Genomic DNA, 22920 nt, shown 5'->3' with positions numbered 1-22920 from the left:
CGGGTGAGCGCAGTGCCGACCGGCAAGGTGAAGTGGTACGACGTCGAGAAGGGCTTCGGCTTCCTTTCCCAGGATGAGGGCGAGGACGTCTATGTTCGGTCGTCCGCGTTGCCCAAGGGTGTCGAGGCGCTGAAGCCCGGGCAACGAGTGGAATTCGGGATGGCCGCGGGCCGCCGCGGACCCCAGGCGCTGAGCCTGAAGCTGCTCGAGCCGCCGCCCTCGGTGCGAGGTGGCCAGGGCCGCAAGGAAACTCCCGCCGCCCAGCCCCGCAAGTCCCCCGACGACCTGCACGGCCTGATCGAGGACATGATCAACCTGCTGGAGGCCACGGTCCAACCCGACCTCCGCAAGGGCAAGTACCCCGACCGCAAGACGGCCCAGCGCATCGCGGAGGTCGTGCGGGGCGTGGCCCGCGAATTGGACCACTGAACCCCGAATCCGCTACGCCGTCTTGATCGACCACGCCTGGTAGGGGGCCAAGCCCTCGTTCCCGGCCTGGTCGCGGACGGGCACGAGCAGTTCGACCTCGAGGCCGCCCAGGCGCAGACCGGGTTCGGGCAGCGAATTCACCGTCACCGCACGGGTTTCCGCGGGGTAGTCGCGATAGGTGAGCAATCGCGGTTCGGGGGTGCCGTCCGGGCGCAGGTACGTCGCGCGAATCGCCCAGGGCGCCTGGGCGATCTCGAGCGGCAGCGACAGCTGCACCGGATATCCGGGCGGGGTCTCCAGGGCCACGCTCTCGGCGCTTTCCGGGCGGCAGTTCAGGCCGAGGCCGCCGTCCGCGTCGGACCGCGTCACCGTGCAGTACCGATAGGGGGCGACCGTGACGGTCCGGCCGTGCGCGTACGCGGTGACCGTCGGCTCCTTGTCGCCCGCGTGCCGTACCGCCACGATCACCACCGCGGCGACGGCCACGAGCACCACCAGCACCCCGGCGGCGGAGAGCGCGAGGGCGAGACGGGTTTTCGGCTTCACTGGGGCGGGTTTCCTGTCGCTTGTCGAACTTCTTCCGGTTCCGCGTGCTGCGGGCGATTGCCGCCCAGACCGGGCAGCAGCGAATGCCCACGGTAACTCACCGTGGTTTGCAGCAGTCCGACCGCCAGGACCGCGGTGACCACCGCGAAGCCCTTCCAGTAGTCGGTCGGCAGCAGCACGCCCCCGGCCCCGCCGATCACCCACGACAGCTGGAGCACGGTCTCGGAGCGACCGAAGCCGGAGGCGATCGACTCCGGCGGCAGGTCGTCCTGGATCGAGGCGTCCAGCGACACCTTCGCCAGCGCGCTCGCCCCGGCGGCCACGAGGGTCGCCACCGCCGCGCCCAGCAGATTGTCCAGGAACGCGGCGACCAGCGCGACCGCGGCGCAGCTTGCCGTGCAGCCCAATACGATCAGGGCCGGGCGGCCCAGCTTCAGCCGCGCGCCGGTGGCATTGCCGACGAAGTTGCCGATGGCCGCCGACGCGCCGACCACACCCAGCATCGCGGCCTGCTGCACGGGCCGATGCTCGGTCGCCTTGGCCACGAAGGCGATGTAGAAGGTGAGGAATCCGGTGAGCACCCGGATCGAGCTGTTGCCCCACAACCCCGTCACCACCGAACGGCCCAGCGGCTGACGGCGTTTGTCCGGTTTACCGGTCGGGGGCGGGGTCTCGGGCAGCACCTGCGTGCGGGCCTCGCCGCCGTGATAGCCGAGCGTGGCGGGCACCTCGCCCTCGGTGACCTCCACCCAGGACGGAATCCGCAGGCTCAGATACGTTCCGCCGCAGGCGATCAGCGCGGCGAACACCAGGGCCCCCATCGAACCGGCGACCGCGGCGACCAGACCCGCGACCGCGCCCGCCCCCAATGTCCCGCCCACCAGGCCGAACACGGTGAGCCGGGAGTTGGTGCGCACCAGATCGATTCCCGGCGGCAGCACGCGCGGCGTGACCGCGCTCTTGAGCACCGCGAAGGACTTGCTGAGGATCATCATGCACAGCGCGAGCGGATACAGCGCCCAGGTGTCGAAGCTGAAGATCAGCACCAGCGCCACCACCACCCGGATCGCGAACGATCCGGCCAGCGCCAGTCGGCGACCCCGTTGCAGCCGGTCGAGCATGGGCCCGATCAGGGGTGCGATCACCGCGAAGGGGGCGATCGTGATCAACAGGTACAGCGCCACCTTCGATTTCGACTCCGCGGTGGCGCTGGCGAAGAACAGCGTATTGGCCAGGGCCACCGCGATCGCCGCGTCCAGCGCGAAGTTGGCCATGGTCGCGTAGACCAGCGCGGTCAGCCCGGACCGGTCCGCGCCGTCGGCCTTGGCCGCGCGCTGGAAGGTCTGGAAACCCTTCTCGGTCAACTCGATGCTGCGCATGGCCACCACGCGGGTCACGGTGAGCTTGCGCGGGACGCGTTGGCGGCCGGACGTTTCGGCGGGCTGCTCGACGGTGGGCTCCGCGAGGGTGGGCGCGGGTTCGGGCGGCGGTCGTCGATCGCGGTGCGCCATGAACTCCGGCACCTCCGGCTCGACGCCGCGCCGCGGCAACGGGGGTAGCCGGTGTTGTGCCGCGGGGTTGGGCGGCGGGTAGCGATCGTAGCCGGGGTGCCGCGGGGTGAGCGGATGGTCCTCGCCGCCCCACCGACCAGGCTCGGTACCGGAGGGTTCACGGGAGGCAGTCACAGTATCGATTCTCTCGCAGGTTGTCGGGTGAGGAGGCGCAGGTCCGCGGTTCGGTCATGCCCGGACGAACCGTACTTCGAACATTGTCGGCCAGTTCTTGCCGGTGACGAGGAAGCGATCGGTGCCGGGGAGTTGCGCGATGCCGTTGAGGACGTCGGCCCCGGCGCGTTCGGTGGCCGAGAGCAGGCCGCTCGCGTCGATGTCGGCGAGGACCGCGCCGGTGTCGGGATCGATGCGCAGGATGTGGTCGGTCTTCCAGACGTTGGCGTACACCGAACCGTCCGCGGCGCAATCCAATTCGTTGAGTCGGGCCTGGTCGTGGCCGCGGACGTGGACCGAACCGGTGGCGGCGAAGGTGACCGGATCGCGGAAGGTGAGCGTGGTGCCGCCGTCGCTCATGACGAGGCGATCGCGGCGGGTGCACAGGCCCCAGCCCTCGCCGTCGTAGTGGGCGCGGGCGCGTTCGGCCAGGGTGCGCGGGTCGCGGGCGATGGCGACGCCGTCCTTCCACGTGATCTGCCACACGGTGTCGCCCGCCTTGGTGACGCCCTCGCCGAAGTACGGGGGCGGGAGTTCGACCCGGGCGAGTCGCTCGTCGGTGGTGAGCGAGGTGGCGCGCAGCTCGGATCGGCCGACCAGTCCGGTGCTCTCGTAGAGCACGTCGCCGTCGATCTCCAGGCCCTCGGTGAAGGCGGCGGTGTCGTGCGGGCGGGTGCTGACCACCTCGACGCGGTAGCGCGGCGTGTCGTCGATGTTCGCGCAGCCCGCGGTGGTCGTGGACACGGCCGTCGCCAGCAAGATCACACCAGTCGCGGCCCACGAACGAGGTTTGGCTGCCATACGGCAAAATGTAGGACGTGAGCGCAGTTTCTGTTTCCGAGTCCGGTGTGCGACCGATCCTCGCGGAGGCGGTCGAGCTGGCTCGCCGTGCGCTCCTCGAGCTGCAACCGACCGGTGTGGGCGAGCATCTGGGGGTCACCGCCGAGGACGAATGCGCGGCCACCCATCACTTCCGGGCCACGCTGCCCGGCTATCGCGGGTGGCAGTGGGCCGTGGTGGTCGCCGCCCCGCCGGAGGCCGAGTACGCGACGGTCAGCGAGTCCGCGCTGCTGCCCGGGCCCGACGCCCTCGTCGCCCCCGACTTCGTGCCGTGGGATCAGCGGGTGCGCCCGGGGGATCTCGCGCCCGGCGATCTGCTCGCCCCGCCCGCCGACGATCCGCGCCTGGTGCCCGGATACGTGGTCACCGACGATCCGGTGGTCGACGACGTCGCCGAGGAGATCGGCCTGGGCCGCCCGCAGGTGCTCAGCCGCGAGGGCCGCGCCGAGGCCGCCGAGCGCTGGTACGCCGAATACGGCCCCGATACCGATATGGCCCGCTCGGCCCCCTCGACCTGTGGCGTCTGCGGCTTCTTCGTCCCGCTCGCCGGAGCCCTGCGCGCCGCCTTCGGCGTCTGCGCCAACGCCATGGGCGCCGACGGCCACGTCGTCCATACCGAATACGGCTGCGGCGCCCACTCCGACACCACCCTCCCCACCGGCGGCGGCTCCCCCCTCTACGAGGCCTACGACGACGCCTCCGTGGAACTCATCCCCACCGCCGACCTCCGCCCCGAAGCCCCCACCCCCGAGTCGGCGAATACGCCCGCGCCCGAAGCGGATTCGACCCCAGAGGTTGCGGCCGAGGCCGAGGCGGCCCCGGCGGAAGGGACTACGCCCGAGGCAACGGACGCGCCGGTAGCCGAGGAGCCTTCGCCCGAGGCCGAGGCGGCTCCGGTGGCGGAAACCACGCCCGAGTCGGCGAACGCGCCCGCGCCCGAGGCGGATTCGGCCCCCGCGGAAGGGGCTACCCCCGAGTCGGCGAATGCGCCCGTGGCCGAGGAGGCTTCGGTCGAGCAGGTTGCGGCTGGGGGAGAGGATGCGCCCGTGGCCGAGGTAGCCCCCGCGGAAGGGACTACGCCCGAGGCATCGGATACGCCTGTGGCGGAGGAGGCTTCGGTCGAGCAGGGTGCGACTGAGGGACAGGATGCGCCCGAGGCCGAGGCAGCCCCGGTGGAGGAGGGCACGCCCGAGGCGGAAGAGGTTGCGTTGCAGCCGATGCTGACCGCCGAGGCGATCGACGAGGGGGCGGGGCATTATCACGATGCCTGGGCGGTGTCGGCGGTTCGGGTGGAGCCGGGGGAGCGGCCCGGGGCGGCGGACGAGGACTGAGCGCGCGGGTGGATCCGTTCGGGACCGCGGAGCTGCGGGGTGGGGTGGTCGCGGCGTGGCGGGATTCGCCGACGCGGTTGCGGGAGGACGCCGCGACCGAGGCGGATCTCGTGCGGGCGGGCTATCGCGATCGGCTGCTGACCGAACTGGCGCAGAACGCGGCCGACGCGGCGCGCAAGGCGGACGTACCCGGGCGGCTGGCGGTGTGGTTTGCCGGGGACGCCCTGCACATCGCGAATACCGGTGTGCCGCTGGACGTTTCGGGTGTGCACGCGCTGACCGCGCTGCGCGCCTCGGCCAAATCGGACGCGTCGGCGGTGGGCCGCTTCGGCGTGGGGTTCACGGCCGTGGTCGCGGTCTCCGACGAGATCGAATTCCGTTCCCGCACCGGCTCGTTGCGGTTCTCGCGCCGACGCACCTGGGCGACGCTGCGCAATCACGACATTCGCGTTCCCGAGGACGACGGCTTCGCGCCGCCGGTCCTGCGCCTGGTGTGGCCGGTCGACACCGCCCCGGCCGCGGGTTTCGACAGCGAGATCGTGCTCACCCTGCGCGAGGACGTCGACCCGGAGCGCCTGCTGGCCGAGCTGCGCGACGAGGCCGCCGACCTGCTCCTGGAACTCCCGGCCCTGTGCGCGATCCGCATCGCGGACGACGAGATCACCTCGGCGACAACCGAACTCGGCGACGGCCTGACCGAGGTGCGGCTGACCGGCCCGGACGAGGCCGACCGCGTCTGGTGGCAGTACCGCACCCCGCGTGCCCGCTGGCTGCTCCCGATCCGCGACGGCAGCCCCGTCCCCGCCGACCCGGACGTCCTGCGCGCCCCCACCCGCTCCGACGAGGAACTGTCGCTGCCCGCCCTGCTCATCGCCGATATCGCGATGCAGCCCGACCGCCGCCGCCTGCTCCCCGGCGCCCGCGTCGCCGAATTGGCGCACGGCTACGCCGATTTCGCCCGCGCCCTGCCCGCCCGCGACCGCCTCGTCCTGGTGCCCGCCCCCGGTTTCGCGCGCGGCGAGGCCGACGGCCTGCTGCGCGAGGCGGTGATCGCCGACCTGCGCGCGGGGGAGTGGCTGCCCGTCCTCGATCCGACCGGCGCTCCCGCCGTCGCCGCACCCCGGCGCAGCAGCGTATTGCCCGGCGCCACCGAGGAATTGACCGCCCTGCTCGCCGATGTGATCGGCCCGCTGGTGATCGCCGACCTGTCCGGTCGCGCCGCCGCCGACATCCTGGCCGTCCTGGACGTGCATCGCATCGGACTGGCCCGCGTCGCCGAGCTGTCCGCGGGCTGGGAACGCCCGCCGAACTGGTGGTACGCGTTCTACGACGCCCTGGAACCGTTCGTCACCGACCCGCTCTCGGTCGAGGAACTGGGCGCCCTGGCCGTCCCGCTCGTCGACGACCGCCTGGTCACCGGCCCGCGCACGGTCGTGCTCGACGACCATCTCGACACCACCCTGCCCGTCCGCTGGGCGCGCCTGGTCCACCCCGAGGCCGCGCACGAGCTGCTCGGCCGCCTGGGCGCCCGCGCGGTGAGCGCCGAGGATCTGCTGAACGATCCCGCGCTGCAAGGGGAATTGGAACTCGACGCCGCCGACCCGGATACGGTGGCCGCCGTGCTCGGCCTGGCGGCCCAGCTGCCCGAGGGCACCGTCCTGCCGCCGTGGCTCGGCCTGCTCGAACTCCCCGACACCGCGGGCGATCTCCGACCCGCCGACGAACTGCTGCTCCCCGACGCCCCGCTGGCGGACGTGCTGGTGGCCGATTCACCGTTCGGCACAGTCGATTCCGCGCTCGTGGACCGCTTCGGTCCCGCCGCGCTGCGGGCCGTCGGCGTGGGCTGGGCGTTCACCGTCGTCACCGAATCCGATCCGACCGGCCCCGATCATCAGCTCGACGACGAGGAGACCTGGTGGGCGGGCCTCGCGGAGGATCCGCCGGAACTGGCCGCCGTGCGCGATCTGGATCTGGTCGCCGACGCCGCGTGGCCGAAGGCGTTGCGGCTGTTGCTGTCCGACCCCGCCACCCGCCCGCTGCTGGCCGACCGCGACGGCTACACCGCGTGGTGGCTGCGCACCCACGCCCGCGTGGACGGCGTACCGCTCGGCCGTCATCGCGCGCCCGGCGACCCGGTCTTCGCCGGTCTGCTCCCCGAACTCACCGGCTTCGCGGCCGCCGAACTCACCGCCCTGCGCGCCGTGCTCGCCGATCCGGACGCCATCGGCCAGGACCTGGCCGCCGCACTGCTCGACGCGCTCGCCGACCCCGCGAAAACCCCATCGCCCGAAGCGATCTCGCGCACGCACGCGCGACTGGCCGCGGCCGCCGACCGGCTCGACCTGGACGCGCTCGCCCCGCCCGACCGGGTGCGCGCACTGTCCGGCGCGGTCGTCGACCCCGCCGACGCGCTGGTCCTCGATCGACCCTGGTACGGCCTCGCGCTGCCGCCGGACCGGCTGGTGGTCGGCGATCTCGACCACGCCGAGGCGCTGGCGAACCTGCTGGATCTGCCGCTGGCCGCCACCGCCGTCGACGCCGAGATCCTCGGCGCGGGCGACCCGGCCAGCTGGTCCGACGACCCCTTCGGCGTCCTGCTGCGCCTGCAATTCGGCCGCGCCGCGGGCGAATTGGTGCTGCACGATCGGCTGCGGGTCCGGCTCACCGGCGCGTACGAGGCCGAGGTCGAGGTGCCGTGGTGGCGCGTGGACACCACGACACACGTCCGGCGGCAGGGCTACTTCGCGTAGTGCGAGATCATCTCCGCGAGCAGGTCCAGTTGCGCGCGGACCGCGGCGGAATCGTTGTCGACCAGCCAGCGCAGCACGACGCCGTCGATCACGTTGAGCGTGAACCGGCTCAGCGTCTGCACCGGAACCGACCACGTGGTGCCGGTGGCGTCGCGGGCGTGTTCCAGGACGTCGGCGACCGTGGAGTCGTTGAACGTGTACTGCTCGCGCGCGATGGCGAGTTTGGCCGGGGTCTGCTCGCTTTCGCGCAACGCGTAGGTGGTCGTTTCGTAGGTGAGCAGTTGCCGTTCGGGCGTGGCCTCGATGTTCAGCCACAACAGTTCCAGGCTCGCGCGCACCAAATTCTGAAGCGATTCCTTTCCGCTTCCGACGTCCTGCCAGACCGTTTCATTGGTCTCGACGGAATCGCGTAATTCCATCGACAACGCCTTGACCAACTCGGTCATGAGGGCGTCCTTGTTTTCGAAACAGTAATGCACCACACCGAGCGAAACCCCGGCCGCCTGAGCCACATCGCGTGTGGTTACCCCGGCGACGCCCTTTTTTTCGGCAAGACCGATGGCCGCCTCGATAAGGTGGGCTCGTCTTTCTTCGACGCTCAATCGGGAGGACACCCAACGCAGTTAAGCCGTAAGGGCGCGAACAGTCAATTCGCGGGGCGGCAAAAGTGTGTCAGAGGCCTTTTTGCGCACCCTTGTCCCCGCGCCGGGCCGAACGCCGTTGCAGCGCGTAGATGCCGTAGGCGAGCCCGCCCACCGCGATACCCATCAGGCAGATCGGCCGCGCGTCGGCCCAGCGGTCGACCGACCACACCACCACGGTCGCGATCACCCAGGCCAGCACCCCGACGACCAGCACCGGACGGGGATCGGTCAGGCGCGGCGGAATCTCGGGGACGGCACGGTTCACGTCCTCGAGCTTAGCGACGGGAACGGCCGTTGGGCGCCGTGCGGTCCCGTATCGTTTGCCTCTGTGACAACGTCTTCCGACATTCGCGCGCTCGCCGCCGACCTCTCGCTGGCGGTCGTGCGTCTGACGCGTCACCTGCGCGGCCGCCGCGCCGACGCCCAGATTTCGCTGACTCAGCTGTCGGCCCTGGCCACGCTGAACCGCGAGGGCGCCATGACGCCGGGCATGCTCGCCGCCAAGGAGCGGGTGCAGCCGCCGTCGATGACCCGGGTCATCGCGTCGTTGTCGGAACTCGCGCTGGTGAACCGCAATCCGCATCCGACCGACGGTCGGCAGGTCATCGTCTCGCTGTCGGAGAGCGGGCGCGCGCTGATCCAGGACGAGAACAACGCCCGCGAGGCGTGGATGACCGAGCAGTTGTCGGGTCTCGACCCCGAGCAGCTGCGCGTGCTGCGCGACGCGGTCGCGATCATGAAACAGATTGTGGACCAATCGGAATAGGGTCTCAGGCCGCGAAAGCCCGGTCGCTGTCGACGATCTCGCGGCCCAGCGGCATCAGCGAGATCGGGATCAGCTTGAGATTGGCCCAGCCGAACGGGATGCCGACGACGGACACGAACAGCGGGACGCTGGTGAACAGGTGCCCCAGCGCCAGCCACCACCCGGCCACCAGGAACCAGATGACGTTGCCGACGAGCGAGGGCGTGCCCGCGCCGGGCCGGGCCACCGCCTCGCGCCCGAACGGCCACAGCACGTACCCGGCGATGCGGAACGAGGCGATGCCGAACGGAATGGTCACGATCAGCACGCAGCAGACGATCCCGGCGAGCAGATAACCCAGAGCCATCCAGAACCCGGCCAGTACCAGCCACAGCACGTTCAGCACGAACCGGATGAGCGTCACGTCCCCAGCATGCCAGCGGTTCGCCCGGACGTCGACCTCAGAAGAACCAGCCGAGCACGGCCTCGCGGTCGCTGCCGAAGGCGGTGTCCAGGGCGCGCAGCACCTCGGAATCCTTGGCGTGCAGGCGATTCGCCGCGGCGAAGGGCCGGGCCCGGTGCGCGCCCAGGTACAGCGAGCCGAGCACATCGATGCCCAGCTCGGCGTCCGCGGGGCGGGTGGTCGGCTCGCATTCGGCCGTCCCGTCCCGCGCGCGCAGCGCGAAGGCGCCGCCCGCGTCCCGGAACGGATCGTCCACGGCCAGCACCACATCCAGATCGCCCTGATAGGTCCGGGCGGACAGCGCGGCGGGGACGTCCATGAGCCGGGTCCACAGGCCGTCGGACCGCCCGACCGTGCGCACCAGCCGGGGATCGGTGAGCAGATACGGCAGCGGATCGTCGGTGGCGACGACGGCCTCCACGACCGTCACCAGATCCAGGCCCAGCAGCGCCCGCCACAGCGCCGCGTGCGCCTCGTCGGTCACCGCCCGCAGCTCGAGCACCTCGGCGTGCAGCCGATCGTCGGGCCGCCGGAACCGGTAGAGCGCGTACCCGTCCGGATGCAGCAGGACGTACACCCCGCCCTCGCGGCCCAGCGACAGCAGCCGCACCCGCCACGCCGCCTCCGGGCGGACCTGCGCGCCGGGCGTGCGGCGGCGCCAGCGATCGTAGATCCCGGGTAGCCGCGGCACCGCCTCGTCCAGCGCGACGAGCCGCACCCCACCGGGATCCGGTGCACCGGAACGGAATTCGGCGAAGCGGCGATCGATGCTCACCCGGTTCTCCACCACCGCCGGGCCGTAGCCGAAGCGGCCGTAGATGCCGCCCTCGCTGGCGGTGAAGATGGTCAGCGGCAGTCCGGCGCGCTCGGTGCGGCGATGCTGTTCGGCGTACATCGCGCGCAGGATGCCGCGGCGGCGGTGGGTGGGCGCGACCGCGACCGCCGCGACGCCGCACGCGTCGACGGTCCGTTCGCCGGGGACGGTCACGGTCATCGTGCGGTAGCCGGTGTGCCCGACGATGCGGTCGCCGTCGACCGCGACGATCGCGTCCTCGGTGCGGAACAGCCGTCGGCGCTGTTCGGCCAGCTCGGGTTCCACCTGCGGTTCCCCGCCGAACGCGTTGGCGAGCAGGAGCCGCAGCGCGGGCTCGTCGGCCGTCGTCGCGGTGCGCAGGGTGATTCCGGCGGGAAGGGACATTTCTCGACCTTACGACTCGCCCTGTTCGGGGTCGACCCGTTTGATTCGGCGATTGCGCCGAGAACGCCTGCGCATCATGGCCTTTCGCTCGCGCCGGGGCGCGGTGCGCTCGATGCGCGGATCCTCGGGCACCTCGTAGCGCGGCACGTACTCGCTCAGGAACGCCTGCACGGTCGCGGTCGCCGGGATCGCCAGCAGCGCGCCGACCGCGCCCAGCAGCGCCGCGCCCGCGAGCACCGCCAACAGCGCCACGGCCGCGTTCACGTCGACCGTGCGGGCGGTGATCCGCGGTTGCAGCAGGTAGTCCTGGAACCACTGGTAGAGCACGACGAAGATCAGCAGCCACACCGCGTCGAAGGGGTGCACGGTCAGCGCCACCAGAATCGGCAGCACGCTGGCCAGATAGGTGCCGATGGTCGGCACGAAGGAGGCGATCACGCCGAACCAGACCCCGAGCGCGATCGGATTGGGCAGGTTCAGGATCGCCAGGAAGATCGCGTGCGTGACCGCCGAGATCACCGCGAGCAGCGCACGCGAGTACAGGTAGCCGCCGGTCTTGTCGATGGCCAGATCCCAGGCGTGCAGCACGTCGTCCTGGCGTTTGGGCGGCAGCATCGAGCACAGCGTGCGGCGCAGCTTCGGGCCGTCGGCGGTGAGGTAGATGCTGAACAACGCGATGGTCAGGAACTGGGCCAGCCCGCCGAGGATCGTGCTCGACAGGCCCCAGATGTTGTTGGCTGCGGTCTGGGCGTAGTTGTTGAGGATGTTCGAGTCGTGCAGCAGGCGATCGCGCAGCTGATCGATCGTGAAGTGTTGGTGGAAGGTGTTGTTCACCCAGCCGACGAGATCGTTGAGCAGGCCGGGCAATTCGTTGAGCAGGTTGCTCACCGTCTCCACCAGCAGCGTCACCAGCGCGGCGAGAAAGCCCGCCACCGCGGCGAACAGCACCACGAACACGATTCCGACCGCGAGCCCGCGCGGCACCTTGCGATGGGTGAGCAGATCGACCGCCGGTTCCATCGCCAGCGCGATGAAGAAGGCGACCAGCATCATCGTGATCAGCCCGAGCAGTTTGTGGAAGGCCCAGTCACCGATCTGATACGCGGCCAGGAACGCGAACCCGAGCAGCAGCGCCCGCGGCAGCCAGCGCGGCATCCGTTCCGTCTCTCCCGATCCGGGAGTCGATACATCCTCGGCCACGCCACCAGTCTCCCGGACCTCGCCCTGTGTTCTCGGCTGCGACCCGCGTCGGGTCTGCTCCGGCTGTAGCCCGTCGAGCGGGTCCGGAAACCCGAAAACCCGCCACCGCCGGACGCGGTAGCGGGTTTTCGCGAAAGTGGTTCAGCGACCGCTGATCTCGTGGTAGTCGCGCTCGCCGTAGCCGGTGTAGATCTGGCGGGGGCGGCCGATCTTCAGCGGCTCGCGGTGCAGTTCGCGCCAGTGCGCGATCCAGCCGGGCAGCCGGCCCATCGCGAACAGGACGGTGAACATGCGGGTGGGGAAGCCCATCGCGCGGTAGATGACGCCGGTGTAGAAGTCGACGTTCGGGTACAGGCGGCGCTCGACGAAGTAGTCGTCGGACAGCGCGGCCTCCTCGAGCTGCTTGGCGATGTCGAGCAGCGGATCCTGCACGCCGAGCTTGCCGAGGATCTGGTCGGCGGTCTTCTTCACGATGGTCGCGCGCGGGTCGTAGTTGCGGTAGACGCGGTGTCCGAAGCCCATGAGCTTCACCCCGTCCTCCTTGTTCTTGACCTTGCGGATGAACTCCTCGACGTCGCCGCCGGAGTTCTGGATGCCGTCGAGCATCTCCAGCACGGCCTGGTTGGCGCCGCCGTGCAGCGGACCCCACAGCGCGTTGATGCCGCCGGAGACCGAGGTGAACAGGTTGGCGTCCGACGAACCGACCAGGCGCACGGTCGAGGTCGAGCAGTTCTGCTCGTGATCGGCGTGCAGGATGAGCAGCATGTCCAGCGCGGCGGCGACATCGGGGTCGACCTCGTAGGGTTCGGCCGGGAAGCCGAAGGTCATCCGCAGGAAGTTCTCCACCAGCGACAGCGAGTTGTCGGGGTAGAGGAACGGCTGGCCGACCGACTTCTTGTAGGAGTAGGCCGCGATGGTCGGCAGCTTGGCCAGCAGCCGGATCGTGGACAGCTCGACCTGCTCGGGATCGCGCGGGTCCAGCGAATCCTGGTAGTAGGCCGACAGGGCGTTGACCGCCGAGGACAGCACCGGCATCGGGTGGGCGTTGCGCGGGAAGCCGTCGAAGAAGCGCTTGAGATCCTCGTGCAGCAGGGTGTGCCGGCGGATCCGGTCGGTGAAGTCGTCGAGCTGGGCCTGAGTGGGCAGCTCGCCGTAGATCAGCAGGTAGCTGACCTCGAGGAAGGTGGAGCGCTCGGCCAGCTGCTCGATCGGGTAGCCGCGGTAGCGCAGGATGCCCGCCTCGCCGTCGATGTAGGTGATCGCGGACTTGGTGGGGGCGGTGTTGGTGAAACCAGGGTCGTAGGTGACGTATCCGGTGCTGGCCAGCAGCTTGCCCAGATCGATCCCGTCGTTACCCTCGGCGGCCTTGGCCACGGTCATGGCGTATTCGCCACCGGGGTAGGACAGTACCGGCTTGGCGTCGTCGTCGACGTTGATGATGTTCTCAGCGGGCACGGAAGGATCCCTCTCTGGCTAGAACCATAGGCATCGGGCGCGGTCGGCGTCCGATGCGCCTGCTTCAACGCTAGTCGCTGGCCGGCGCGGCCGAATCGTGAGGGTCGGTGTTGCTACCTCACGGTCACCCGCGCACGATGTGAACGTCGCGGGCGCGGCGTGGTATCGCGCGGAAGTGCCCGTCACACCGGCAGTTCCGACTGCGCGCGGGGCACGCGATAACGCATGAACGCCGGGAAGACCACCGCCGCGACCAGCATCCCGACCACCACCAGGCCACCGCCCCCGGCGGAGGCGAGCGCGGTACCCAGGGCCGCGGCCGCGAAACCGTGGGCAACATCACCGATGCGCGGGCCGCCCGCGACCACCACGATGAACACCCCCTGCAACCGGCCGCGCATCTCGTCGGTGGCGACCTGTTGCAGCATGGTGCTGCGCAGGGCGGCGGAGAACATGTCGACCGCGCCGCCGAAGGCCAAGCAGCCCAACGCGATCCACAGCCCGAGGGAGCGGCTCAGGTGCGCGCCGGTGAGCCCGACCGCGACGCCGAAGCCGACCATGCCCGCCCCCCACAGCGCGATGCAGACGACGACGGCCAGCCCCTGTCGCCGCACATGACTCAGCCAGCCCGAGCAGATGCCGCCCGCGACCGCGCCCGCCGACAGCGCCGCGAACAGCAGACCCAGCGCGCTGCCGCCGCCGACCGGATCGCCGAAGGTCTCGTGCGCGATCTGCGGGAACAGCGCCCGCGGCATGCCGAACACCATGGCCACGATGTCCACGGCGAAGGACGCGAGCAGGATGCGCTGGGTCGCCAGATACGCGAAACCCTCGACGACGGTACGCAATCCGGCCCGCCGCACCGCGCCCGTCGGCGGGATCGGGGGCAGCCGCCAGACCGCCCACAGCGTGGCCAGCAGGGCGACCGCGTCCAGCAGATACAGCGTCGACAGGCCCGCGACCGGAATGAGCGTGCCCGCCAGCACGGGTCCGGCGATCGCGCCGAACTGGAAGACGGTCGAGTTGAGCGAGTTCGCCGCCGGGAGCAACTCGCCCGGCAGCAGCCGCGGGAAGATGGCGCTGCGGGTGGGCTGGTTCACCGCGAAGAACGCCTGCTGCACCGCGAACAGCCCGAACACCAGCCACACGTTGTCCACCCCGGCCGCCGCCTGCGCCCAGAACGCCAGCGCCGTGGCCCCGGTCCCGAAGCTGGTGATCAGCAACAACTTTCGCCGATCCATCACATCGGCCAGCGCCCCGCCCCACAGCCCGAACACGATCAGCGGCACCAGCCCGAACAGCCCCGCCAGCCCCACATACCCGGAACTGTGGGTGATCTCGAAGATCTGCTGCGGCACCGCCACCACGGACAGCTGCGCCCCGACGACGGTCACGATATTGGTCACCCAGAGCCTGCGAAAGTCGGTGTGGCGTAAGGGGGCGACGTCGGCGAGCAGTTTCACCGAGGTGAGGGTATGGGATGAAGGCCCGGGGCAGGGGGCTGGGAGGGGTGAATCATCCCATGAATATAACCCTTGACGCGGGGGCGGCCCTACGGCTGCAAGCGTTCCAGCTCGGTGCCGTTGGGACCGAGGGTGAGGCGGATGCGGTTGTGGAGGCGGCTGCGGCGGCCCTGCCAGAATTCGACGGTTTCGGGGCGGAGGATGAAGCCGCCCCAGTCGGCGGGGACCGGGATCCGGTCCACGCCGTCGAAGCGGGCGGTGGTGTCGGCGAGCAGGCGGTCGAGGTCGGCGCGGGAGGCTATCGGGCGGGACTGCTGGGAGGCCCAGGCGCCCAGTTGCGAATTGCGCGGGCGGGAGCGCCAATACACGGCGGTAGCCTCGGCGGAAACCCGATCGACCGGGCCGCGCAGATTCACCTGGCGGCCGAGCGCGGGCCACGCGAAGGTGATCGAGGCATAGGGAACGGCCGCCAATTGCGTGCCCTTGGCGGAACCGTAATTCGTGTAAAAAGTCACACCCGCTGTCGAGAGTCCTTTGCAGAGCACCGTGCGCGAGGCCGGGCGCGGCCCGCGTTCGGTGGGTTCGACCGTGGCCAGCACCATCGCGTTCGGCTCGGCGACACCGGCCCGGGTGGCCTGCTCGATCCACGAGCGCAACACCGGTTCCCACCCGTCGACCAGCCACGATTCGTCGAGATCGGGATCGCCGCCGTATTCGGCGCGCATCGCGGCGATATCCATCTCGGCCCGCGTCGCGGGATCGACCTCGGCGGTTTCGACGTCGGTTTCCCATTCGGGTGAGCCAAGTGAATTCTGCTCGTCGCGCATGGCCCAGACGTTACTCCGGAGTAGTCGAGCGACTAAGGTTCTAGGTGATCGGCGTGGCCGCCCGGAGAACGTGCGGCCCGAATTGCAAGGAGAGTCACAACATGACTGCCAGCGCTGCGGCTCCGACCGGGCCTGCCGTACCCCCCGATTTCGTGAGCGGCCTGGAAGGCGTGGTGGCTTTCACCACCGACATCGCCGAACCGGACAAGGACGGTGGCGCGCTGCGCTACCGGGGCGTCGACATCGAGGACCTGGTGGCCAACAAGGTGACCTTCGGTGACGTCTGGGCCCTGCTGGTCGACGGCGAATTCGGCCGCGGCCTCCCGCCCGCCGAACCGTTCCCGCTCCCGGTGCACACCGGCGACGTGCGCGTCGACGTGCAGGCGGGCCTGGCCATGCTCGCCCCGATCTGGGGCTACCAGCCGCTGCTGGACATCGACGACGACACCGCGCGGGACAACCTGGCCCGCGCCTCGGTCATGGCCCTGTCCTATGTGGCCCAGTCCGCGCGCGGCATCTACCAGCCCGCCGTGCCGCAGCAGAAGATCGACGAGTGCGACACCATCACCGAGCGGTTCATGACCCGCTGGAAGGGTGATCCGGACCCGCGTCACATCGAGGCCATCGACGCCTACTGGGTCTCCGCGGCCGAGCACGGCATGAACGCCTCCACCTTCACCGCCCGCGTGATCGCCTCCACCGGCGCCGACGTCGCGGCCTGCCTGTCCGGCGCGATCGGCGCGATGTCGGGTCCGCTGCACGGCGGCGCCCCCGCCCGCGTGCTGCCCATGATCGAGCAGGTCGAACAGACCGGGGACGCACGGGCTCTGGTGAAGGGCATCCTCGATCGCAAGGAGAAGCTGATGGGCTTCGGCCACCGGGTGTACCGGGCCGAGGACCCGCGCGCCCGGGTGCTGCGCGCGACCGCGAAGCGGCTCGGCGCCCCGCGCTACGAGGTCGCCGCCGCGCTGGAGGACGCCGCGCTGGCCGAACTGCGCGAGCGTCGTCCCGATCGCGCCATCGAGACCAATGTCGAGTTCTGGGCCGCGGTGATCCTGGACTTCGCCGAGGTGCCCGCGCACATGATGCCCGCCATGTTCACCTGTGGCCGGACCGCGGGCTGGTGCGCGCACATCCTCGAGCAGAAGCAACTGGGCAAGCTGGTCCGCCCGGCCGCCATCTACACCGGCCCCGAGCCGCGCCCCGCCGCGAGCGTAGGCGGCTGGGAGAGCGTGGCGCGCAAGTGATCTCGGCCGCCGTGGACTAGCGCCCGCCCGTCGCGTACCATCCGGTCGCGTGGTGGACAGGGCGTTGTCTCGGCGCGGACTACTGGCAGCGGGAGCGGCCGCGGCCGCCGGTCTGGTCGCGGGATGTACCGCGGCACAAGGGGATTCGCCGGTCCGGCGCACCACGTCCGCGACGCCGACGGGCGCGGCCCTCGGCCCGGCCGATCCCGTGCAGGCCAAGATTCCGGTGGCGCCCACGGCCCTTCCCGACGATGTCGCCGCCCGCTACGCGGGTCGCCAGCCCAACCAGTGGGGGATGGATCTGCCGGGCATCCTCACCACCGTCCCGGCCGCGGGCAAACAGATGGCGCTCACCTTCGACGCCTGCGGCGGACCGGACAACGACGAGATCAACGATGTGCTGATCAATTTCCTGATCCAGCAACGGATTCCGGCGACGCTGTTTTTGAACAAGCGCTGGATCGACTTCGATCCGGGCCGCGCGGCGCGGCTCGCCGCCAACCCGCTGTTCGAACTCGCCAATCACGGCACCCGGCACTGCCCGCTGTCGGTGAACGGCCATGCCGCCTACGGCATCGCGGGCACACTGTCCGCGCAGCAGGCGGTCGACGAGGTGTGGGGCAACCACGAGACGCTCACCGCTCTGCTCGGCCACCCGCCGCGCTTCTTCCGCGCGGGCACCGCCCACTACGACGAGGTGGCCGTGTCGATCGTGCGCGATCTGGGGGAGCAGCCGGTCGGCTTCAGCGTCAATGCCGATGCGGGCGCGACCTATTCGGCCGCGCAGGTGCAGCAGGCCATGAGTCAGGTCGAGCCCGGTGCGATCAGCATCGCGCACATGCATCGGCCGAACTCCGGCACCGCGCCGGGCATGCTGGTGGCGCTGCCCAAACTGCGCGCGCAGGGCTACGAATTCGTCAAACTTCCCTGACCTGCTGGACCTCCTGCGAGGCGGCCCAGTCCACCGCGACCGACTCGCCGCGATCGATGGTGAAGAACGCGACCTCGAGATGCCGCCCCAGATCGACCAGTTCGATGGCGGTCAGCGGCACCGGCTGGATCACCCGCACCCGCCACGGCCGGGACTCGTCCCACGCGCGCAGCTCCAGATCCAGTCGCAGCACCGGATCGTCCTGGCCGGAGTAGTCCGCGGCGACCGGGGTGGCGGCCAGCACGGTGGCGTCGGCGCGGCGGCCGTCGGCGAGGATCTTCGAAATGCTCACGCGGGTGGCCTCTTCCGGGCTCGGCACGTAGAGCACGAGGCGGTCGCGGTCGCCGGGATCGACGCGACAGCCCACCACGTCGCCGGGCTGCATGGCCGCCAGATCGGCCGCGCTCACCCGCTGCCGCACCCGGGTCTCGTAGGGTGGCTGCCCCTCGACCTGCACGCGCACCCAGAAGCGGTGGCCGGGTTCGGTGCGCCGCGGGCGCACGCCGAGGATCGTCGCGGTCCCGGCCAGACCGCGCAGCAGCAGTTCGCGGCGCGCGGTGGGGGAGAGCGCGCAATGGGTCGACCACCGGCCGAGTAAGCCCGGTCCGCCCGAGGCAACCATGCTCATGGCGCAACGGTAGCTGGCGGATGGCCCGCGCCACGCCGGAAATGGACGTGCAGATGAAAAATCGTTCCGGCGCACAGGGGGTGCCCCACGGTGTGATCAGCGCGGGCGACCTCTAGGCTTGAGCCCATGACCGCTGCGTTCCCGACCATTCCCGCCGATCTGTTGCCCGCCGACGGACGGTTCGGCTGCGGACCGTCCAAGGTCCGGCCCGAGCAGTTGCGCTCCCTCGTCGAGGTGGGCGCGTCCGTGATGGGCACCAGCCATCGGCAGAAGCCCGTCAAGGACGTGGTCGCGCGGGTGCGTTCGGGCCTGCGCGAATTGTTCTCGCTGCCCGACGGTTACGAGGTGGTGCTCGGCAACGGCGGCACCACCGCGTTCTGGGACGCCGCGGCGTTCGGTCTGATCCGGGAGCGTTCGCTGCACCTGACCTACGGCGAGTTCAGTTCGAAGTTCGCCGCGGTGGCCAAGAAGAACCCGTTCATCGGCGACCCCATCGTGGTGTCGAGCGAGCCGGGCACCGCGCCCGAGCCGACCGCCGACCCCGCGGCCGACGTGATCGCCTGGGCGCACAACGAGACCTCCACCGGCGTCGCGGTTCCCGTGCGGCGCCCGGCCGGGTCGGAGAACGCCCTCGTCGCCATCGACGCCACCTCGGGTGCCGGTGGTTTGCCGGTGAACCTCGCCGACGCCGACGTCTACTACTTCGCCCCGCAGAAGTGCTTCGCCGCGGACGGCGGACTGTGGGTCGCGCTGATGAGCCCGAAGGCGCTCGAGCGGGTGAGCGAGATCGCGGACTCGGGTCGCTACACCCCCGAATTCCTGTCGCTGCCCATCGCTTTGGACAACAGCACCAAGGATCAGACCTACAACACCCCCGCGCTGGCCACGCTGTTGCTGTTCGCCGATCAGATCGAATGGCTGAACGGCAACGGCGGTCTGGACTGGGCCGTCAAGCGCACGCTGGACTCGTCCTCGCGGCTGTACTCGTGGGCCGAGTCGAGCGAGTTCGCCACCCCCTTCGTCGCGGATCCGGCGCATCGCTCGCAGGTGGTCGGCACGATCGACTTCGCCGACTCGGTGGACGCCGCGCAGGTCGCGAAGGTGTTGCGCGCCAACGGGATCGTCGACACCGAGCCGTACCGGAAGCTGGGTCGTAACCAGCTGCGCGTGGGCATGTTCCCGGCCATCGATCCCGACGACGTCTCCCAGCTCACCCGCTGCGTCGACTGGGTCGTCGAGCAGATCGCCGGGTAGCCTTCGGGTTCGGGGAAGCAGAACAGATTAGCGCGCGGGAGAGTCCGTCGCCGGATTCTCACGCGCGTGTCTTGCCCCACGAATCCCAGAAGTGCACTACTGTTCCATAAGTGGGCGCGCGATAAGGAGGTAACGGTGCGTGAACTTCGAGTGATCGGATTGACGCCCGATTCCGCGCATATCGTGTGTGCCGATACCGAGACGGGGCAGAAGTACCGGCTGCCCACCGACGAGAAGTTGCGTGCCGCCGCCCGCGGCGACCTTGCCCGATTCGGCCAGATCGAGATCGAAACGGAAGCCACGATGCGTCCTCGCGATATCCAGGCTCGGATCCGGGCCGGTGCCTCGGTGGAACAGGTCACCGAGGAGTCCGGCATGCCCGCGAGCCGGGTCGAGCGGTTCGCCTACCCGGTGCTGCTCGAGCGCGCCCGGGCCGCGGAGCTGGCGCAGAAGGCCCATCCGGTGCGCAAGGACGGCCCGGCCGTGGAGACCCTCATCGATGTCGTGGCCGCCGCGTTCGCCGAGCGCGGGCACAACATCGACATCGCCGAGTGGGACGCCTGGAAGGACGAGAAGAACTACTGGGTGGCCCAATTGCAGTGGCAGGCGGGCCGTTCCGTGATCGCCGCGCACTGGCGCTACCAGCCCGACGCGCACGGCGGTTCGGTTGTCCCGCTGGACGATCCGGCCAACGACCTGATCGATCCCGATTTCGGTCGCGCGCTGCGCGGTCTGGCCACCATCCTGCCCGAGCCCGCCGCGGAACCCGCACCGGTCGAACCGGTTCCGCCGACCCCCGCCCCGCGCGAGGAGGTCGCGGCCACCCCGGCCCGGACCACCGATACCGAACCGGAGTTCTACGAGCAGCGGGCCGCGGTGGGCGGCGCCGCGGTTCCGGTCGCCGCCACGGCGCCCGCGAGCCCGGCCACCAAGTCCACGCCCGCGGCCAAGGCCACCCCGGCGGCCAAGGCCACCCCGGCCAAGACCGCGCCGCCCGCGCCCGCGAATCCGCCCGCGCCCGCGGCGGATTCGACTCCCGCTCCGGAGGCGACGGCCCCGGCCGCCGAACAGCCCGCCCCCGCGGCCCCGGCCGCCACCGCGCAGCAGCCCGCCAAGGCCGCGCCCAAGAAGCCCAAGCGCGGCAAGGCCCCCATGCCGTCCTGGGAGGACGTGCTGCTCGGGGTGCGCAGCTCCGGTCACTGACGGACACTCGAGCGGACACGCCTGTCCGGTATGCGAAGCCTCGCGGTTTCGGGCGTGTTCGAGAGGTAGATTTCTTCCGAGCAGGTCACGGGAAATCGGGTGTGCGCCCGGCCTTGGCCGGACCACCGCCCGAACCAGTACCGGGAGGTGTCGGGAGTGCCGTCTACTGCGTCGTCCGTGTGGTACATCGACGATCCGGATCCCGCCGCGGTGCTGCGGGCCCACCCGGACCCCGATCCCGAGGCCGCGTTCGCCCTCGCCAAACAGCTGCATCCGGATCGTGACGTGGTGCCCGCCGCGTCGGGCACGCTGAAGGTCTGGGCGGGACCGGATCCCGGCTCGGTGTACATCGGGTGCTATCCGGGGGTGACGGTCGTCTGCACCACGCGGGCCCTGCTCGGCCATCCGCGGCTGCTGCCCGAACCGCTGGTGCGGCCGCTCGCCTCCGAGCACACCTATCTGGTGGCCTTCGACATCCCGCGCGGCTGGGGCGCGTTCGCCCATTGGGAGCGCGGCGAATTCCGCCGGGCGTTCAGCTCCACCCGGGTCAACATCCTCCAGGACGACGGCCTGCCGCTGGTGTGGGAACGGCCGTTCTGGGCGGGTGAGCATCCGGTGCCGCTGCGCGCGGGGGAACTGCCCGATCCGCAGATCCTGCCGTTCGATCCGCCCGCCTTCGCCGACGCGGCCAACGAGGAGTGGCTCGGCTTCCGCTATCACGGCGGGACGGGCCCGGAACCGTTGCGGCCCAACGAGATCGAGGTCTGCGGGTTCAGCCTCTACCCGAAGGGCGAGGCGCCGCCACTGCTCGCGCCCGAGGCCGAACCGATCGCGCCCGCGCCCAACGGGAAACGCTGGTTCGGCTGGCTGCGCGGCCGGGACCGGGTGTCCTAGGCCGCGATCGCGGTGATCAGCAGCACCAGCCAGCCCAGCCCCACCCCGGCCGCGAGCCCGGCGACGACCCAGCGCGTCACCGGGGTGGTGCGCCAGCGCCACGCGGTCGGGGCCGCACCGCCCACGGCGATCAGGTTGACCGCGACCGAGAGCGTCCAATGCACCTGTGCCAGCGCGAATCCGAAGGAGTAGACCCCGGCGGCGGTGAGCGCGGCGACGAATACGGCGACGGCCACGCCGGGCGCCCAGGGCGTGGGCTCGGGGGCGGGCTGGTAGGGGGTCACGAGGTGCGCACCCTTTCGTAGAAGGCCATCGCGGCCGCGGTGGCGACGTTCAGCGAATCGGTGCCCGGCGACATCGGGATCCGGGCGCGAATGTCGGTGGCGCGCATGGCCTCCTCGGTCAGGCCGGGTCCCTCGGCGCCGAGCAGCAGCGCCACCCGGTCGCCGGTCAGCGCGCTCGCCAGGTTCGCCGCGGCCGGATTCGGGGTCAGGGCAATGATCCGGAAACCGCGCTCGCGCAGCAACCCGAGCCCGCCGGGCCAGGACGGCAGGCGCGCGAACGGCACCCGCAGCACATGTCCCATCGAGACGCGAACCGCCCTGCGGTACAACGGGTCCGCGCAGCGGTCGCCGAACAGCACCGCGTCCGCGCCGAGTCCGGCCGCGTTGCGGAAGATCGAACCGATGTTCTCGTGATCGTTGACGCCCTCCAGCACGGCGACGGTCCGGGCCCCGTCGAGCACCTCCGCGACGCCGCGCTCCGGCGGCCGGTACGCGGCGGCCAGCACCCCGCGATTGAGATGGAAACCGACCACCTCGGCCATGACCTGCGCCGAGGCCCGGTAGTACGGCACGTCCACGTCGTCGAGATCGGCCGCCAGCTCGGCGAATCGGCGGTCCACGCCGAGCAGCGCGAACGGCCGATAGCGCGAGTCGAGCATGCGCCGCACGACCACCGCGCCCTCCGCGATCACCAGACCCTTGCGGCCCGGCAGGTCCGGGCGGCGATCCGCGGAGTTGAGATCCCGGAAGTCGGCGACCCGGGGATCGGCGGGGTCCTCGATGTCGATCACGTCGGCCACGAGCATCCATATTGCCCGTTCCGACCGTGCGGAGGATCACCCGGGCGGTGCGAGAGGTTTCGCG

General features: G+C 70.8%; 23 protein-coding genes. 9 read left to right on the top strand and 14 right to left on the bottom strand.

What is annotated here, in order from left to right; genetic code table 11:
* Nucleotides 1-12: 12 nt before the first annotated feature.
* Entirely contained in the window at nucleotides 13-429 is a 417-nt protein-coding gene (locus tag ACWDSJ_RS07335) for a cold-shock protein (RefSeq protein ID WP_387368044.1), read from the top strand.
* A 12-nt stretch (nucleotides 430-441) separates the two neighbouring features.
* Here ACWDSJ_RS07335 and ACWDSJ_RS07330 read toward each other — a convergent pair whose 3' ends face one another.
* From ACWDSJ_RS07330 to ACWDSJ_RS07320, 3 genes are read right to left on the bottom strand one after another with little or no spacing between them, the layout of a single operon-like run.
* Entirely contained in the window at nucleotides 442-975 is a 534-nt protein-coding gene (locus ACWDSJ_RS07330; RefSeq protein ID WP_387367796.1) for a DUF2771 domain-containing protein, read from the bottom strand.
* Nucleotides 972-2660 carry an MFS transporter gene (locus ACWDSJ_RS07325; RefSeq protein ID WP_450029976.1) on the bottom strand — a complete coding sequence of 563 codons (1689 nt, stop codon included), beginning with the start codon at nucleotides 2658-2660 and terminating at the stop codon, nucleotides 972-974. Before ACWDSJ_RS07325 ends, ACWDSJ_RS07330 begins: the two co-directional genes overlap by 4 nt.
* 54 nt (nucleotides 2661-2714) lie before the next feature.
* On the bottom strand, nucleotides 2715-3500 hold the full coding sequence (locus tag ACWDSJ_RS07320; RefSeq protein ID WP_450029974.1) for a glutaminyl-peptide cyclotransferase: 786 nt from the start codon (nucleotides 3498-3500) through the stop codon (nucleotides 2715-2717).
* 17 nt (nucleotides 3501-3517) lie between these two features.
* On the opposite strand from ACWDSJ_RS07320, the gene ACWDSJ_RS07315 reads away from it, so the two are divergent.
* Nucleotides 3518-4870 carry a DUF3027 domain-containing protein gene (locus tag ACWDSJ_RS07315; RefSeq protein ID WP_450029972.1) on the top strand — a complete coding sequence of 451 codons (1353 nt, stop codon included), beginning with the start codon at nucleotides 3518-3520 and terminating at the stop codon, nucleotides 4868-4870.
* Nucleotides 4871-4878: 8 nt separating this feature from the next.
* Nucleotides 4879-7620 (top strand): sacsin N-terminal ATP-binding-like domain-containing protein, encoded by a 2742-nt coding sequence (locus ACWDSJ_RS07310; RefSeq protein WP_450029970.1) that lies wholly within the window; start codon nucleotides 4879-4881, stop codon nucleotides 7618-7620.
* Here the strand turns inward: ACWDSJ_RS07310 and ACWDSJ_RS07305 are convergent.
* Together ACWDSJ_RS07305 and ACWDSJ_RS07300 are read right to left on the bottom strand one after the other, a co-directional pair.
* Nucleotides 7608-8222: a TetR/AcrR family transcriptional regulator gene (locus ACWDSJ_RS07305; RefSeq protein ID WP_450029968.1), complete on the bottom strand. Its 615-nt coding sequence runs from the start codon at nucleotides 8220-8222 to the stop codon at nucleotides 7608-7610. The genes ACWDSJ_RS07310 and ACWDSJ_RS07305 overlap by 13 nt on opposite strands.
* A 70-nt stretch (nucleotides 8223-8292) precedes the next feature.
* Nucleotides 8293-8529 (bottom strand): DUF2530 domain-containing protein, encoded by a 237-nt coding sequence (locus tag ACWDSJ_RS07300; RefSeq protein ID WP_387367813.1) that lies wholly within the window; start codon nucleotides 8527-8529, stop codon nucleotides 8293-8295.
* A 63-nt stretch (nucleotides 8530-8592) separates the two neighbouring features.
* Between ACWDSJ_RS07300 and ACWDSJ_RS07295 the strand changes: the two genes are divergently transcribed.
* Complete coding sequence (locus tag ACWDSJ_RS07295) at nucleotides 8593-9030, top strand: MarR family winged helix-turn-helix transcriptional regulator (protein WP_387367816.1); 438 nt, start codon at nucleotides 8593-8595, stop codon at nucleotides 9028-9030.
* A 4-nt stretch (nucleotides 9031-9034) separates the two neighbouring features.
* Here ACWDSJ_RS07295 and ACWDSJ_RS07290 read toward each other — a convergent pair whose 3' ends face one another.
* From ACWDSJ_RS07290 to pdxH, 6 genes are all read right to left on the bottom strand, one after another.
* The gene (locus tag ACWDSJ_RS07290) at nucleotides 9035-9424 is read right to left on the bottom strand and encodes a YccF domain-containing protein (protein WP_450030027.1); all 390 of its coding nucleotides are present in this window, start codon (nucleotides 9422-9424) and stop codon (nucleotides 9035-9037) included.
* A 46-nt stretch (nucleotides 9425-9470) separates the two neighbouring features.
* Entirely contained in the window at nucleotides 9471-10670 is a 1200-nt protein-coding gene (locus tag ACWDSJ_RS07285) for a GNAT family N-acetyltransferase (protein ID WP_387367819.1), read from the bottom strand.
* Nucleotides 10671-10679: 9 nt separating this feature from the next.
* Entirely contained in the window at nucleotides 10680-11870 is a 1191-nt protein-coding gene (locus tag ACWDSJ_RS07280) for an AI-2E family transporter (RefSeq protein WP_387367822.1), read from the bottom strand.
* A 141-nt stretch (nucleotides 11871-12011) separates the two neighbouring features.
* Nucleotides 12012-13325 carry a citrate synthase gene (locus ACWDSJ_RS07275; protein ID WP_450029964.1) on the bottom strand — a complete coding sequence of 438 codons (1314 nt, stop codon included), beginning with the start codon at nucleotides 13323-13325 and terminating at the stop codon, nucleotides 12012-12014.
* Between the two features lie 182 nt (nucleotides 13326-13507).
* A complete protein-coding gene (locus tag ACWDSJ_RS07270) occupies nucleotides 13508-14788 on the bottom strand; it encodes an MFS transporter (protein ID WP_450029962.1) in 1281 nt (426 codons plus the stop codon).
* Nucleotides 14789-14877: 89 nt separating this feature from the next.
* Nucleotides 14878-15513: a pyridoxamine 5'-phosphate oxidase gene (gene pdxH, locus ACWDSJ_RS07265; protein ID WP_387368049.1), complete on the bottom strand. Its 636-nt coding sequence runs from the start codon at nucleotides 15511-15513 to the stop codon at nucleotides 14878-14880.
* A gap of 203 nt (nucleotides 15514-15716) precedes the next feature.
* On the opposite strand from pdxH, the gene ACWDSJ_RS07260 reads away from it, so the two are divergent.
* Together ACWDSJ_RS07260 and ACWDSJ_RS07255 are read left to right on the top strand one after the other, a co-directional pair.
* A complete protein-coding gene (locus ACWDSJ_RS07260; RefSeq protein WP_450029960.1) occupies nucleotides 15717-16862 on the top strand; it encodes a citrate synthase 2 in 1146 nt (381 codons plus the stop codon).
* 49 nt (nucleotides 16863-16911) lie between these two features.
* Nucleotides 16912-17793, top strand: coding sequence for a polysaccharide deacetylase family protein (locus tag ACWDSJ_RS07255; protein WP_450029958.1), 882 nt, complete (start codon nucleotides 16912-16914; stop codon nucleotides 17791-17793).
* Here the strand turns inward: ACWDSJ_RS07255 and ACWDSJ_RS07250 are convergent.
* The gene (locus ACWDSJ_RS07250; protein WP_450029956.1) at nucleotides 17780-18421 is read right to left on the bottom strand and encodes a hypothetical protein; all 642 of its coding nucleotides are present in this window, start codon (nucleotides 18419-18421) and stop codon (nucleotides 17780-17782) included. The two genes, ACWDSJ_RS07255 and ACWDSJ_RS07250, sit on opposite strands and share 14 nt — an antisense overlap.
* 126 nt (nucleotides 18422-18547) lie before the next feature.
* Between ACWDSJ_RS07250 and serC the strand changes: the two genes are divergently transcribed.
* The 3 genes from serC to ACWDSJ_RS07235 all read left to right on the top strand — a co-directional run bounded on the left by serC (nucleotide 18548) and on the right by ACWDSJ_RS07235 (nucleotide 21772).
* On the top strand, nucleotides 18548-19675 hold the full coding sequence (gene serC, locus ACWDSJ_RS07245) for a phosphoserine transaminase (protein ID WP_450029954.1): 1128 nt from the start codon (nucleotides 18548-18550) through the stop codon (nucleotides 19673-19675).
* Between the two features lie 135 nt (nucleotides 19676-19810).
* On the top strand, nucleotides 19811-20878 hold the full coding sequence (gene sepH / locus ACWDSJ_RS07240; RefSeq protein WP_450029952.1) for a septation protein SepH: 1068 nt from the start codon (nucleotides 19811-19813) through the stop codon (nucleotides 20876-20878).
* A gap of 156 nt (nucleotides 20879-21034) precedes the next feature.
* Nucleotides 21035-21772, top strand: a complete 738-nt coding sequence (locus tag ACWDSJ_RS07235; protein ID WP_450029950.1) for a DUF6928 family protein — start codon at nucleotides 21035-21037, stop codon at nucleotides 21770-21772.
* On the opposite strand, the gene ACWDSJ_RS07230 is transcribed toward ACWDSJ_RS07235, so the two are convergent.
* Both ACWDSJ_RS07230 and ACWDSJ_RS07225 read right to left on the bottom strand, forming a co-directional pair.
* The gene (locus tag ACWDSJ_RS07230; protein ID WP_387367847.1) at nucleotides 21769-22056 is read right to left on the bottom strand and encodes a DUF2537 domain-containing protein; all 288 of its coding nucleotides are present in this window, start codon (nucleotides 22054-22056) and stop codon (nucleotides 21769-21771) included. The two genes, ACWDSJ_RS07235 and ACWDSJ_RS07230, sit on opposite strands and share 4 nt — an antisense overlap.
* Nucleotides 22053-22856: a TrmH family RNA methyltransferase gene (locus ACWDSJ_RS07225; protein ID WP_450029948.1), complete on the bottom strand. Its 804-nt coding sequence runs from the start codon at nucleotides 22854-22856 to the stop codon at nucleotides 22053-22055. Before ACWDSJ_RS07225 ends, ACWDSJ_RS07230 begins: the two co-directional genes overlap by 4 nt.
* Nucleotides 22857-22920: the final 64 nt, after the last annotated feature.

It is taken from the genome of Nocardia sp. NPDC003482, from assembly GCF_053588115.1.
The sequence above is the reverse complement of the archived record's forward strand: the minus strand, read 5'-3'. Positions and strand labels throughout refer to the sequence as shown.